This window comes from Lamprocystis purpurea DSM 4197 (assembly GCF_000379525.1).
Lineage (GTDB): Bacteria > Pseudomonadota > Gammaproteobacteria > Chromatiales > Chromatiaceae > Thiodictyon > Thiodictyon purpureum.
This window is the reverse complement of the sequence record NZ_KB902490.1, coordinates 78,401-91,466: the sequence shown is the minus strand read 5'-3', so window position 1 is coordinate 91,466 and position 13,066 is coordinate 78,401. Positions and strand designations below refer to the sequence as shown.

At 63.6% G+C, this 13,066-nt stretch carries 12 protein-coding genes; 10 read left to right on the top strand and 2 right to left on the bottom strand.

Annotated elements, in window-relative coordinates:
- From A39O_RS0111790 to A39O_RS33170, 7 genes are all read left to right on the top strand, one after another.
- On the top strand, positions 1-1,979 hold a 1,979-nt coding region (locus A39O_RS0111790; RefSeq protein WP_020504859.1), incomplete at its 5' end, for an AAA family ATPase.
- A 177-nt stretch (positions 1,980-2,156) separates the two neighbouring features.
- Positions 2,157-2,381, top strand: a complete 225-nt coding sequence (gene relB / locus A39O_RS0111785) for a type II toxin-antitoxin system RelB family antitoxin (protein ID WP_020504858.1) — start codon at positions 2,157-2,159, stop codon at positions 2,379-2,381.
- The gene (locus A39O_RS0111780; RefSeq protein WP_020504857.1) at positions 2,365-2,637 is read left to right on the top strand and encodes a type II toxin-antitoxin system RelE family toxin; all 273 of its coding nucleotides are present in this window, start codon (positions 2,365-2,367) and stop codon (positions 2,635-2,637) included. The genes relB and A39O_RS0111780 overlap by 17 nt, the downstream gene beginning before the upstream one ends.
- A gap of 385 nt (positions 2,638-3,022) precedes the next feature.
- The gene (locus A39O_RS0111770; protein ID WP_020504855.1) at positions 3,023-5,110 is read left to right on the top strand and encodes a DUF262 domain-containing protein; all 2,088 of its coding nucleotides are present in this window, start codon (positions 3,023-3,025) and stop codon (positions 5,108-5,110) included.
- A gap of 55 nt (positions 5,111-5,165) precedes the next feature.
- Positions 5,166-6,107 (top strand): PP2C family protein-serine/threonine phosphatase, encoded by a 942-nt coding sequence (locus tag A39O_RS0111760; RefSeq protein ID WP_322786449.1) that lies wholly within the window; start codon positions 5,166-5,168, stop codon positions 6,105-6,107.
- 66 nt (positions 6,108-6,173) lie between these two features.
- Complete coding sequence (locus A39O_RS0111755) at positions 6,174-6,959, top strand: hypothetical protein (RefSeq protein ID WP_157640009.1); 786 nt, start codon at positions 6,174-6,176, stop codon at positions 6,957-6,959.
- 282 nt (positions 6,960-7,241) lie between these two features.
- Positions 7,242-7,823, top strand: a complete 582-nt coding sequence (locus A39O_RS33170) for a Spy/CpxP family protein refolding chaperone (RefSeq protein ID WP_020504851.1) — start codon at positions 7,242-7,244, stop codon at positions 7,821-7,823.
- A gap of 203 nt (positions 7,824-8,026) precedes the next feature.
- Here the strand turns inward: A39O_RS33170 and A39O_RS0111745 are convergent, their stop codons facing one another.
- Entirely contained in the window at positions 8,027-8,215 is a 189-nt protein-coding gene (locus A39O_RS0111745; RefSeq protein WP_020504850.1) for a hypothetical protein, read from the bottom strand.
- A 464-nt stretch (positions 8,216-8,679) separates the two neighbouring features.
- Between A39O_RS0111745 and A39O_RS0111740 the strand changes: the two genes are divergently transcribed.
- Together A39O_RS0111740 and A39O_RS0111735 are read left to right on the top strand one after the other, a co-directional pair.
- On the top strand, positions 8,680-9,339 hold the full coding sequence (locus A39O_RS0111740; RefSeq protein ID WP_020504849.1) for an SOUL family heme-binding protein: 660 nt from the start codon (positions 8,680-8,682) through the stop codon (positions 9,337-9,339).
- Positions 9,339-10,916 carry an alpha/beta hydrolase gene (locus tag A39O_RS0111735; protein WP_020504848.1) on the top strand — a complete coding sequence of 526 codons (1,578 nt, stop codon included), beginning with the start codon at positions 9,339-9,341 and terminating at the stop codon, positions 10,914-10,916. Before A39O_RS0111740 ends, A39O_RS0111735 begins: the two co-directional genes overlap by 1 nt.
- 40 nt (positions 10,917-10,956) lie before the next feature.
- Here A39O_RS0111735 and A39O_RS33165 read toward each other — a convergent pair whose 3' ends face one another.
- A complete protein-coding gene (locus tag A39O_RS33165; protein WP_020504847.1) occupies positions 10,957-11,445 on the bottom strand; it encodes a hypothetical protein in 489 nt (162 codons plus the stop codon).
- Between the two features lie 330 nt (positions 11,446-11,775).
- Between A39O_RS33165 and A39O_RS0111725 the strand changes: the two genes are divergently transcribed.
- Positions 11,776-12,363, top strand: coding sequence for a carboxymuconolactone decarboxylase family protein (locus A39O_RS0111725; RefSeq protein WP_040527741.1), 588 nt, complete (start codon positions 11,776-11,778; stop codon positions 12,361-12,363).
- The last annotated feature ends 703 nt before the right edge of the window (positions 12,364-13,066 follow it).

The following is a 13,066-nucleotide window of genomic DNA, read 5'->3' as shown; positions in this document are numbered from 1 at the left end:
TGGACTACGAAATCGCCCGCCGGGCCAACGATGGCCCGGACGACGTGCCGTCTCCCCCACTCGGTGCCGCGGAGCTGCGCGAGCGCCTGCGGACCTTCTTCAAGACCATCCCGCGCCGGGTGCTGCGGCGGCTGGCGGCGGCCGACGCCGCGGCGCCGACCGCCCCGACCGTTGCGCTGCTCGGTGAGGCCCTGCGGCTCGACGTGACCGCCGTCTGGATGCTCGACTACCTGGAGCAGCGTGAGCTGAGCGAACCGCTGCGCACCCTGTTGCGCGCCACCGGGCGCACCAGTGGCCGCCTCGCGGCCCGCATGAACCTGGGGCGCCTGGCGACCCTGCTGGGCCTGGACCAGGCGACGGTGCACCACGCCCTGACCAGGCGCGCCCCGCTGCGGGCGCTCGGGTTGGTGGAGTGCGACGACGGCTTCAGTGACCTGGAGGACTTTCTGACCCCCGCCGACCTGCTGCGCGAGGTGCTGACGGCCACCCCCCGGGATGCCGAGGCGCTGCTGGCGCTCTTGATCGAGCCCGCCCCGGCCGGCGCCTGGCGCCTGGACGCCTTTCCGCAGTTGGCGGAGGCGGCCGAGCGCCTGGAGGGTGTCTTGCGCCACGGCGCGGCCACCGCGGCGGTCGGCGTCAACGCGCTCTTCTATGGGCCGCCCGGCACCGGCAAGACCGAACTGGCGCGGGCCTTGGCCGCGGCCAGCGGGCTGCGCGCCTACCAGGTGCGCAGCGCCGATGAGGACGGCGACGGACTGGCGCGCACGGGTCGGCTGTCGGCCTATCTGCTGGCCCAGCGGATGCTCGCCCGGCGGCGCGATGCGGTGTTGCTGTTCGACGAGGTCGAAGACGTCTTCGGCGCCGGTGACGACTTGGTCGCGCTGCTGCGCGGTCAGCGGGCCACCGGCCGCCAGAAGGGCTGGATGAACCGCATCCTGGAGGAGAATCCGGTGCCGGCGATCTGGATCACCAACGACGCCGACCGCATGGACCCGGCCTTTCTGCGCCGCTTCCTGCTGCCGGTCGCCTTCGTCACCCCGCCGCGCTCGGTGCGCCGCCGGATGGTCGAGCGCCATCTGGGCGACCGCGACCTGCCGTCCGCCCTGCTCGATGAACTCGCCGCCGACGCGGTGCTGGCCCCGGCCCAATTCGGTGCGGCCCGACGCCTGCTGGACCTGCACCCGCAGGCCCCCGCCGAGCAGACGGTGCGCGACGGAGTGGCCGCGGTGCGCACCCTGCTATACGGGGCACCCAAGCCCCGGCAGCGCACCCCGGCAACCCGCTTCGACGTGGCCTTTCTCAACCTGGCCGGCGGGATCAGCCCGAGCGCCATCGCCCGCGCCCAGGCCGCGCAGGGCCGCGGTAGCCTGTGCTTCTATGGCCCGCCCGGCACCGGCAAGACCGCCTTCGCCGAGGTCCTGGCCGAGGCGCTGGACCGTGAACTGGTGGCGCGCCAGGCGTCCGACTTGGTCTCGCCCTATGTTGGAGAGACCGAACAGAACCTGGCGCGGTTGTTCCGCGAGTGCGACCCGGCCCATTCGGTCCTGTTGCTCGACGAGGTCGACAGCTTTCTGGCCGATCGGCGGACGGCCCGGCACAGTTGGGAGCGCACTCAAGTCAATGAACTGTTGCAGCAGATGGAGCGCTATCCCGGCATCTTCATTGCCGCGACCAATCTGATGGCGGGCATCGATGCGGCGGCCCTGCGGCGCTTCGACTTCAAGCTCAATTTCCGGGCATTGAACCCGGCGCAACGGCTCGCGCTTTTTGCGCGCGAGGCGCTGGGCGATCCCATTGAGGCGGTCGCGCCGGACCTGGAACGCTATCTGGAGACGCTCCAGGGATTGACGGCGGGTGACTTCGCCAACGTCTGCCGCCAGCGCAGCCTGCTCGGGGAGACGCTGACGCCTGAGCAATTCCTGCGGCGGTTGGCGGCGGAGTGTCGATTGAAGCAGGAGGATGATCGGCAGGTCGCCTGACGACCGCACGGGCTGGATCGTCTGCGCCGCATTCAACGCGGCGCAGGCAACCCGGAGGACCCGATGACGGATCGAACCAAGCCCCGCCGCGCCGAGGGCAAACTACCCCAGTAACGGCAGAATAGAAACCGCCGCCGGGATATACTCGCGCCTGAGTCAACCCGTGACGAGGCCGCCATGCTTGCCGTTCAACTGCCCCCCGAGATCGAGACCCGACTCGATGCGCTGGCCAAGCGTACCGGCCGGACCAAGACCTTCTATGTTCACGAGGCGATCCTAGAGCATCTGGACGATCTTGAAGACATCTACCTGGCCGAGCAACGGCTGGAGGATCTCCGCGCCGGTCGAAGCCACACTCTGACCCTTGACGAGGTGGAGCGCGACCTTGGCCTGGCGGATTGAACTGGCGGATGAGGCGAAGAAGGATCTGGCCAAACTCGACAAACCGGTCGCGCGTCGCATCACGGCCTTTCTCCGAGAACGGATCGCCACGCTGGACGATCCGCGCGCCATCGGCGAGGCGCTGAAAGGCACACGCCTCGGCCAGTTATGGAAGTACCGAGTCGGCGACTATCGCATCATCGCCAGCATTGAGGACGGGCGTCTCTGCGTCCTGGTGGTCCGGGTCGGACACCGCCGAGAAGTGTACCGCGGCTGAGGCGAACCTATCTTGACCCCCTCGCCTCATCACAAAGGTGTTACGCGCTCTACGACCGCAGTCGGTCCGAGACCAATGCCATTAAGTGAAGCCCAACTCACCGACAGCGCTTATAGTTGGGGTAGAAGCCTTGAATCTTGGCTGGCTTCATTTTGCGCGGTGCCGAGCGGTCCGGTCGCACCGCCTCCGCGCTGGCCGCCATCGCCAAGACCAGTGTGGCGATGAGTTCCTGGCTACCGTGAGGAACATAGGGTCCTGCAATCCAACCTCTATCCGACGACGAAAGGATGTCCGATTGAAAGACCTGACCACGCTGCCTCAGGTGACCCCGCCGCCTCAGACACTGCTGCCTGACATCTAACCACCGAAAACACGAGAAGACTCAATGGCAATCATAAATCCTGAAGACATGGACACAGTCATCGGCATACTAACCGATCAACAACGGTTGTATTTTGTCCCGTCGTTTCAGCGCCCCTATGCCTGGAAAGCTAAACAGGTCGATGATCTCATGCATGACATGAGGAAGGCTTATAATTTCGAAGGCAGTCACTATCTTGCCGCCTTTCATTTCCTGGACTACGACCCCGCCAACGGCGAGCACCCCTTGGCGAATTTCGCTCAACACGCCCAGGGAATCCTTGCGCAGGGGCTTCAAGCTGGACAGTTGATGACTGCTGCAGGAGCCGTGGACATCCTTGCGGTCATCGACGGTCAGCAGCGATTGACCACGCTATTTCTGCTGGCGCACCTCTTGTATTACCATCTGCACCTTGACAATCCTCTGTTCCATCGTCACGTTTTTGAGGTGCAACCCTTGGGTGGCCATGCCATCCCCAGACTCATCCTGGGCAACTCGGGCGACCATGGATTCATGATGGGTCTCGTGAATTGCGCCTGGAATCCTAACGATCCGCTGCCTCAGCCAAGTAACGCTGCGCAAACCAGGATGAAAGAGAGCTTTGAGAAGATGCGGGGCTGGTTCGCTCAGGGCGACTGGGACTGGGTCAATTTTTTCACGTCCACCCATTTCAGAGTGCTCAGAGCCAAGCTTGATCTGGACTATGGCCTAACCGCTTTCATGACCCTCAATGACCGCGGCATTGATCTAACCATACTTGAGAAGCTCAAGGCTCTTCTCATGCAGTTCGTCTACGATGCCTCACGAGCTCACGAGCCCGAAGCGGATGACCTAATAGATGTGCTGCATCATGTCTTCGGCGCGCTGTACCTCGTCATCGACCGCTGCATTCACGTCGGACTGTTCAGTGAGAGCAAAGCAGACGATGACGCTGTCAAGCTCATTTCTTGTTACCTTCGCCTGGATACCGATGGGGCCGCCATCTGGCAAGGTCCGGATCAGGCCTACGAAAACTTCTTTCGACAAATACTCTTAGATGCGGCCGTCGCAGACATACCGGGCATCGTGCAGCCGTGGTGCAATCGGCTAAGGGAGCTTGCGGATCAGTTAGGTCATCTGCTCGAGTGTATCAATGGCGCTGTGGACGGCGCGGTTCCATCGCTGCATTTCGACGGCTTCCTCCTCAAAGATGACTATCACGCCACGGTGATTTCGTTGGGCCTGCAGCCTCATCTGCTGGCCTTGTTGCTGAGGTTCCGCTCTCAATTTCACGCGGAATGGCACCAACGCTTTCCCGTCACGCCCAATCCCTTCCCGATGCCGATCCATGAGCTGCTTGATAATATAGCAGCACGGGCGAGAGGCATTGATCCAGCCCCGCCGCAGGCGCTTTTCGATTACATCAGCCACCTGCGCGAAGCTGAGTGCGCTCCAAGGCTGGAGCTCTCGATGATCGAGATTGTCGAGCGAATGCAACTGGTGAACTGGAATATGGGACACCGATGGTATGCGGGGTTTCGTGATACGTCTAACACTATGGGCCAGCTTCCGCAAGCACAGGACGGGATCAATCTATGGCTCGGATGGTGCAGTTGCAACGGTTTTGTCTCCGACATTCTTGATTCCCCGAAAGACCCAAATATCCGGTATCTACTCAAGGAGATGGAGCGAAAACTCACCGCTCATCACAATTTACACAGGCGGCCATTGCCGAATAACATCTCGACCGGCGCCATTACCCTAGAGCATATCTTCGCCCAAAATATTCATGCCCCGCAGAACCAGGGCTTTCCGGGCTTTCAAGCCTATCTCATCGCTGATTTTACCGAATTCGTGCAGAAAGTGCTTTGGCGTAGTGGCAACTTCACTTGGTTGTCCGAGGCCGCTGGTATTGCTCTTGGGAACCAGCCCCCGCACATCAAAGCGGCGCATTACCAGAACTGCCCCGGGCATCCCGCAGGCGGGGCAACCAATGTTTGTTCGGACATCCTCATCACCCATGAAGCCGGCGGCCTCATGGTCCAGCTTGGCCTCCACCATCCGTCCTTCAGGTTCTATATAGAGGCCCGTTGCGCGGAGCTTGCGCTGTTCGCGGTGAGACGGTTCTGCTGATCTGGCTGAGGAACGGCGCATCGGAATCTGAGCCACAGCGTGCGAGCACTCTGTAATTCCGGGGACAATATACCTAACGCGTGAACGAGGCGAGTGTCAGGCTGCCTACACGACTGCGGACCCCGGCTGGCTGAGTAGCAGTGGCTGCAGTTGGGACTTATGTCGGCCTCGACATAACGCACATGAGCGGGGGAGCACTGACATCAACCTTGCCTTTACGCAACACGCGGGTCCCATTGTCGGCGATCAGCAGGACGCCCTGCTGGTCACGGGGGACCTTTATCAACTCGCGGACCTTCCCGTCCATCAGGTCGCTGGTGAGACAGCAGGCGGATACTGCGCGGTGGCCGATGGGGTGGCGTCCAGCCCGTGCCCGCAACGGGCAAGCCGTGCGGTACTGGAGGCACTGCGCGGTCTTGATGCCGGGCAGGAGGCCCTGCTGCAAAACGGGTGGATCGGCCCCCGGCTGATCCGTCGCCATGTCCATGCCCGTCTGTGCCGACAACTCGCTCGTGATCGACGCACGCGCGGCAGCGCCAGCACCCTGGCACTGCTGCAATGGCGGGCGGGTCGTTTTAGTGTACTCAATGTGGGCGATTCACGGGTCTATCGGATCGACCGGGACGGTCGCTGGCAGCGCCTGTCGCGGGATCATACCTATTTCGAGTCGATGGTCGAGCGCGGGGAGATCGCCCGGGACCAGTCGGTAGGCCAGCTCTATCACGATCTGGAGCACATGCTGACCGCCGACGAGGAAGAGGATGACTTTGCCGTGCATTGGCGGCAGGGTGAGTGGGCGCTAGGCGACACCTTTCTGCTGTGCACCGACGGTCTCCACGACACCCTGGGCGACACGCGGCTGGAGGCGATCTATCGGGCGGAGCGTCCCGTGGACGAGCAGGCCGCCCTCTATCGCGAGGCGGTGCTGGATGCGGGGGCGCCTGACAATGTGTCGCTGATCCTGGCGCGCATCGCGAGTCCCGCGCTGCCGGTCTGAAACATCCATGTATCAGCGGCCATGCCATCCGGCCGGTTTGACAACGCAACCCCGGAGTATCTGTACATGCATCGACGTCTGGTTCTGCAAGCCTTCGCGACGGGCGCCACGCTGAAGGTCACCGGCGGACTGGCCGACATCATCGGCGAACCGGGCACACTGGTCCCGGCGCCGCCGCCGGCATCCGCAGCGCCGACCAAGACCGAGGTTTGGCTCGCGAATCTGGGACCCTTCGATGATAGGCCGCTTGCACCGGCGTGCATCGCCCTGGGTCCGGAAGCGGATGCGGTGATCGCTGCCTTGCGGGTCCGGGCCAAGGCATCCTGGGACGCCGCCAGTCACATGACCGGCTGGGATATCGACTGTTTCCGAACCGGCCGGGATGATCCGGCGGGGCTCGATCAGTGGATCGAAACGCGCTTGCGTCCGTGCGATTGGGTCGCGGTGGTGGTCGATGCCAACGACCCCGCGACGCGCGCCCAAATACCCGATTGGGCGGACCGCTTGGCCGGACTGAAGGAGGCGGCCCTGCGCATCGCGTTCATCGTCGGCGACGACGCCCGCGACCCCGATGCACCTTGGCGCGCTCCGCTGCACTCAGCCCTGGATGGCGTGTTTGATATCGGCCCTCAGCGGGGGTTCCTGCGCGCCGCGGCGATCACCACCCATGTCGATGGCCTGCTGATGCTGTCGCGCACCGTCATTGGCTATGATGTCGCCGATGTGCACAAGGTGCTGAAGACGGGGACGAGGCTGCGGACCGGTGCGACGCTCTGGAGTCACGAGTCCCGCCGCACGGACGCGTTCCGCCGGCTCTGGGTGGAGACGCGGTTTAAAAATGATATGTTTTAAAACTTTAAACCGCGCCAGCTCCAGCAATCGTCGCGTCTGCCGGGGCCGATCTCATCCAACAAAATCGCATACCGCGCTGGGCGCGGTTTAACGCTCGATGATCGTTCCCCACTTGTTGCGCATTCCCTGCACGACCGCTGCATCAGTGCCGCGTAATCTGCTCTCCAACGGGGCGCTGACCGCACCCGCCGCCGCGGGGGCCGCGGGGTCGCAGTGAGGACCCGCTGACTCACCCGGCCGCAGCGAACGGCTGAACATTTGCATTCCATCGGAGAACAGAGCATGAGATTTCCCAAGTACCAGACCCTGACCGCCATCGCCCTCGGGATCGGCCTCGTTGTCGGCACCGGTGCCGCCTGGTCCGGTCCCCCGGGCGCCCCAGGGGAGCGCTCTGAGGCGAATTTCGACCGGATGGTCGAGGCGCTCAAGCTGACCCCGGAGCAACAGGCGCAGGTCCGGACCATTCTGCAGGAGCAGCGTGCAGAGACTGATCGTCTGCGCGCTCAGACCCGCCAACGGATCGACGCGGTGCTTACGGATGCCCAGCGGGCACAGCGCACTTCGCGGATGCAGCAGGGGCTGGATCGGCGTCTGGAGCGGATGACTCAGCGCCTGAAACTCAGCGCGGACCAAACGACTCAGATTCGCGCGATCTTTATGGAGCGTGAGTCAAATCCGGACCTGACCCGCGAGGATGTCAAGGAGCGTGTCGCCGCCGTCCTCACTCCGGAGCAGCGTAAACAGTTCGACTCCAAGGGGCCGCGCGGCGAGCGTCCCGGCGGCAAGGGGCGAGGGTCGGAGGCTGATGGTCCTCCGGACGAAGCGCAGGAAGATCCTCTGGGCGGCCCCGACCTGGAGCGCTGAGCGATAGAAAAAGACCAAGCCGGTTAACGGCTTGGCCTTTCGTTGTGCGCGGAACCGCCGACGATGCGGGTCAGGGGAGGACGCTCGTTTGACCCGTAGGTACCTGGATACCGAGTCTTCATTCCGGCAGGAGGCCGGAATCCAAGCCCAAGAAGGTCGCCTCGCAGTACCTACTGGCCTGTTAGGCTAGGCTGAAGGTCCGACTATCGCTGAGCGGGCGCGACCGCCATAGCGTATCCGGCGGAGGATGCCGGGGACCAATGGGAACTGGTCGAGGTCTCTTTCTTGTCCTTGGTACAGCCGTCTCCGGCATGGACTGGGACCATGGAGCCGGCGAGGATCAGTCCGCTCAGCAGGCAGGCGGTCAGCAGGGTGGCGTTGCTCATGCTCATCTTCGATTCCTCTGAGTCTGGTGGTGTCGATACTGACGGGGCGGATGGTTGTCCTACCTCGTTTGTCAGAAACCGAGGTTTGGGCGACGGGAGAAACAACAACCCTGCGAATTGCATTGTTCATGTTTTGTCAAGGTCGCCCTGGTCCGGTCGCGGCCTTGGGGGCGCGGCTGTCGGTGGCCGATCGCGGTTTATGAAGAATTGTCATTGACCCTCGGTTCACCCGCCAGATAATCGGCAGGTCGCGGCGACACCGGTTCGTCAAGGCACCGTTTGCCGGCGAATCCGACGGCTGATTGCCGGCCGCTGACCGCTCTATCCTAGGATCAACGGCGGTTTTTTTGCTTTTCCCGAGGTTTGTACATCCGCGGCGCTGCCCCAATTCTTCGTTCCCGAGACCAGCCACTTCGCGCGCGCCCGGACGCGCTCGCCCGACAATCGCTTCGTCCCCTTTGGAGTTCTCTATGAAGATCGCCCTGATCATCATCGGCGCCTTGGCGCTGGTCGGCGTCGCGGCCATGGCCGTGTTCGTCTACGTCGTACAGAACGTGGAGCAACCGGCCTACCGGGTGGTCGAGCAGGAGGACGCGCTCGAGGTGCGCGACTACCCCGCGCTCGTGGTGGCGGAAGTCCGGCGGCAAGGGGCGCGTAAAGAGGCGTTAAGTGCCGGGTTCGGCCCCTTGGCGCGCTACATTTTCGCGAAGGAGAGGGATGGCGAAAAGATCAGTATGACCGCCCCGGTCGAGCAACAGCGCACCGACACCATCGCCATGACGGTCCCGGTGACGCAGACCAGGCTCGACGACGGCGACTGGTCGGTGCGTTTCATCATGCCGGCACAATACCAATTGGGCCAACTGCCCGCACCGGCAACTAAGGATGTGCGCCTGATCGAGGTACCGGCACGACGCAGCGCGGCGATTCGCTTCAGCGGGGTGGCCGATGATGCCTTGATCGCGGCCAAGGAGGCGGAACTGCGTGCCTGGATGGCGGCGCGCAGCCTGGTCCCGGCCGCGGCGCCGGTGTTTGCCTACTACAACGACCCCTTCACCCCCGGTTTTCTGCGCCGCAATGAGGTGATCATCGACCTGGCCGACGCTCCGGCGCCGGTGGCGGCGCCCTGATGCCGCGTCCGGACGACAGTGCTGCGCCGGGTCGGTCCGGGCGCGGGGTCGCGATTGCGGCCTTCATCGCGGCGCTGCTCGCCCTGGCCGCCATCGGGACCGCCCTGTGGCAACTGCACACTGCCACGGCGGGGCTCGCCATCGCCCGCGATCAGGTCGGCGCGGTTCCGGTCACGGTCTTCCGTCCGGCCACGGCGGCGACTGCACCGGTGGTGGTGATCGCGCATGGCTTCGCCGGGTCCCAGCAACTGATGCAGCCCTATGCGGTCACGCTTGCCCGCAACGGCTATCTGGTGGTGACTTTTGATTTCCCCGGTCATGGCCGCAATGCCAGTCCCTTCGTTGCGCGTATCGAGGATCAGGAGCGGCGGATCGCGATCTTGAAAGGTGCGCTGGACGCCGTGACCGAATACGCGCTGGGGCTGCCGGGGGCCGATGGACGACTTGCCCTGCTCGGGCATTCCATGGCGGGCGACGTGATCCTGCGCGCGGCAGCCGCGCGGGGCGATCAGGTGGCGGCGAACGTGCTGCTCTCGCCTTATGTGGGTGAGGATGCGCCGCGGGTCGAGCCGCGTGACCTGCTGATCGTCTTTGGTGCCTGGGAACCGGAGATGTTGCACCAGATGGGCCGCGATGCACTGCAGGCGGGCGTCGTCGGTGGGTCGGTGGAAACCGGCGTGACCTACGGCGATCTGGCCGACGGCAGCGGGCGGCGGCTGGTGCTGGCACCTGGGGTCGAGCACATCGGCGTGCTCTATGGTCGAGCCGGTATCGGCGTTGCCTTGGATTGGCTGAATCAGGTGTTTCGCCGGACCGGCAGCGGTTTCATCGACAGCCGCGGGTCTTGGCTCGGGCTGCTCTTTCTCGGCATTGTCGTCCTGGCGTGGCCCCTGTCGCGACTCTTGCCGCGCGCGGCGACCCGGCCGCTGGGAGCCGACCTGACTTGGCGACGGTGGTGGCCGGTGGCGCTGCTGCCGGCCGTCCTGACGCCGCTGATCTTACGCCCGCTGCCCAACGACTACTTGCCGATCCTGCTCGGCGACTATCTGGCGCTGCACTTCGGCGTCTATGGTCTACTCACCGCGGCGGGTCTGTGGTTCGTCAACCGCGGTCATCCGCGAACCGGACAGGGGCGAGTCCTGTGGCGTGGGCTGGGGATCGGCACGCTGGCGGCCGGTGCTTATCTGACCCTCGCCATCGCCATTCCCATGGATCAGTTCGTCACCGCCTTCCTGCCCGGTGCCGAACGCCTCCTGGTTATCCTCGGCATCCTGCCCGGCACTTGGGCCTACTTCGCCGCCGACGGCTGGCTGACCCGCGGCCCGGGTACGCCCCGAGCCGCGCCCATGGTCACCAAGATCCTGTTCCTGCTTTCCTTATTGGGGGCGGTCGTCCTGAACCTGAGTGAACTCTTCTTCCTGATTATTATCGTGCCGGCCATCCTCGTCTTCTTCTTGCTGTACGGTCCGATCGGCGGCTGGATCTATCGGCGTACCCGGCACCCGCTGGTCGGGGCACTCGCGATCGGATTCGCCTTCGCCTGGGCGATTGGCGTAACCTTTCCGATCGTCAACTGATGCTGAAGCACGTGTTCAGCGTTCTCTGTTCACCGTGGGTTCAGCGTCGGTTCAATGTTGTATTGGCCCCGGTCGACGCAGCGCCCGATAACAGCCGATCATGGCGGCCGACCAGATAGAGACCCGCGAGACCGCCGTAAAAAAATAGGGCGCCGATCAGCATGAGATGCAATCCCCAGAGCCAGCCGAGCGCGGCGGCGCAGAGGCACAGCGCGCCGATATAGCCCGTCGCCAACTGCCGGGCGATGGGTCGTCCGAGCCGCCAGTAGACGAGCGCCGCCGCAGCCGAGGCAATGAGCCCCTTGATCAGCACCATGCCGTGCAGGAGTCGCAGCAGATCGGGTTCCAGCGCAGGTGTCGGTACCAGCCAGAGGGTCAGTATCAGCGCGCCCGCACCAGTCAGGGGGACGCAGGCCATCAGAGCCAGGCGATTGGCCAGGATTGCCGGGTCCAGCCTGATCTCCGGCACGGCCGGGGGGCGGGACAGCAAGGTCTCCGGGAGTTCAGTCGGCAAGGACAAGCGACCCATGGTTCCTCCGCGCCCACGGTCGGGAGACTTGGGCTCAGGCAAAACGTTGAAAGGCGCCGGGAAGGCGACTCAGGAGTTAAATGGCCCGACAAGGCTAGACCCGTCTGCCGCAAGATTCAAACCTGTACTGGATACGGTTTTGATGGGGTTCTTGCGAATCGGGTACGGCGTCTCCCCCGGGGGATCTAACGACGTACCGATCGACCGGCCCCGCGCGTCCCTGACGAGTGTCGAATCGTGCTTACTGCATCGCACAACCACAAAAAAATAACAATATTAACAAATGATAATATGATATACTGCCTGTAGTTTTCCTGGAGTGCAGTAACCATGAGCAGCCGTGTATTTAAAGATAAGGTGTTTCCCAAGCACATCTCGGATTTGATGGGCTTGATGCATATGATGGTGTTCGACGGTACCGACGGTGAGGAGCACTGGGATACCTTTCTGACCTTCGAGCAGAAAGAATGTGTGGCCCTGGCTCTCGCGCATTATTACCAATGCGAGCATTGTATCGAACACCACACCAAGGCCGTCTGCCGCTTGGGTACGGTTGAACAGGAAAGCTTGTCGAAGAATATGAATTCGATGATCCTATTCCTGCGCACAGACGTGTCGCGCATCGGCGAAAGCGAAAAGCTGCGCTGGATGCAGGCGTGGCAGGAATATGCACTGAAAATCTCGCTGAAACAGCACGATAAGCTGATGCCTTATCTCATCGGGTTGGCGATCGGCATGGCCCGGGATGATCTCTTCCTCATCGAGTTTTGCGGGCGTGAGGTCAGGCAGACGCTGCAGGACATGGGTCTTGATCCGCGGCTGGCCATCGGGGAACTGGAGTCGGTGGTGATCTTCATGAAGGCCGCCGCATCGAAAAACCGCATTGCCCCCAAGGTCGAATTGATTTTCTCCGTCTAAGTGGTGTCGGTTGCGTTTCCCGTGTGACCCGTGGGAGCGGCCTCCGGCCGCGATGGGGCCGCCGTGAACTCGGCCGTGACCAGCGTTTCGGCCGGCGGTGCTCATGTGGCGTCCAAGGCTTCAGCCTTGGCCTCCAGGTCGTCGGCTGGGGCCTTGATCAGCGTTCCGGCCGTAAGAAACCGGAGGTCGAGGCTTTATAGCCGGTCGACCTCGCGTCCGGGCGACCCTCGTCCGGCTAACGGCCATGGAAAGAACATCAAGCCACCCCGGAAGATGAAAGTCCCCCGTGGGAGCGGCGTCCCGCCGCGATGCGATGCCGCGGTGACCTCGAACGTTGCGGCTGCGCGCCCGGCCCCAACGCGGCGGGACGCCGCTCCCACGGGGTCGCTGCGCGACTTTCACGGTAAAGCCTCGACCTCCAGTGCGCGATGCCCGGGCGCCCTATTCTGGTGCGCCTTGCACCCATTCGATACGCTCCGCGGCCTCCGTTCGAGCGCTTCCGCCCCCGACACACCCTCGCTCAACCATCTAAACCGCGCCAACTCCAGCAATCGGCGAGTCTGCTGGGGCCGATCCCATCGAAAAAGCAACGCATACCGCGCCGGGCGCGGTTTAGCCGTGGCACGCTGAATGCTTGCGCGCTATGATCGGCGGCCCCGTGCAGTCAATCAGACACGCCGGACAGTGACCCGCGGCAGACTTG

Excerpts from the sequence above, each read along its gene's own strand:
- relB (WP_020504858.1), top strand. The coding sequence starts at position 2,157 with ATGCTTGCCGTTCAACTGCCCCCCGAGATCGAGACCCGACTCGATGCG.
- A39O_RS0111770 (WP_020504855.1), top strand. The coding sequence starts at position 3,023 with ATGGCAATCATAAATCCTGAAGACATGGACACAGTCATCGGCATACTA.
- A39O_RS0111755 (WP_157640009.1), top strand. The coding sequence starts at position 6,174 with ATGCATCGACGTCTGGTTCTGCAAGCCTTCGCGACGGGCGCCACGCTG.
- A39O_RS33170 (WP_020504851.1), top strand. The coding sequence starts at position 7,242 with ATGAGATTTCCCAAGTACCAGACCCTGACCGCCATCGCCCTCGGGATC.
- A39O_RS0111745 (WP_020504850.1), bottom strand. The coding sequence starts at position 8,215 with ATGAGCATGAGCAACGCCACCCTGCTGACCGCCTGCCTGCTGAGCGGA.
- A39O_RS0111740 (WP_020504849.1), top strand. The coding sequence starts at position 8,680 with ATGAAGATCGCCCTGATCATCATCGGCGCCTTGGCGCTGGTCGGCGTC.
- A39O_RS0111735 (WP_020504848.1), top strand. The coding sequence starts at position 9,339 with ATGCCGCGTCCGGACGACAGTGCTGCGCCGGGTCGGTCCGGGCGCGGG.
- A39O_RS33165 (WP_020504847.1), bottom strand. The coding sequence starts at position 11,445 with ATGGGTCGCTTGTCCTTGCCGACTGAACTCCCGGAGACCTTGCTGTCC.
- A39O_RS0111725 (WP_040527741.1), top strand. The coding sequence starts at position 11,776 with ATGAGCAGCCGTGTATTTAAAGATAAGGTGTTTCCCAAGCACATCTCG.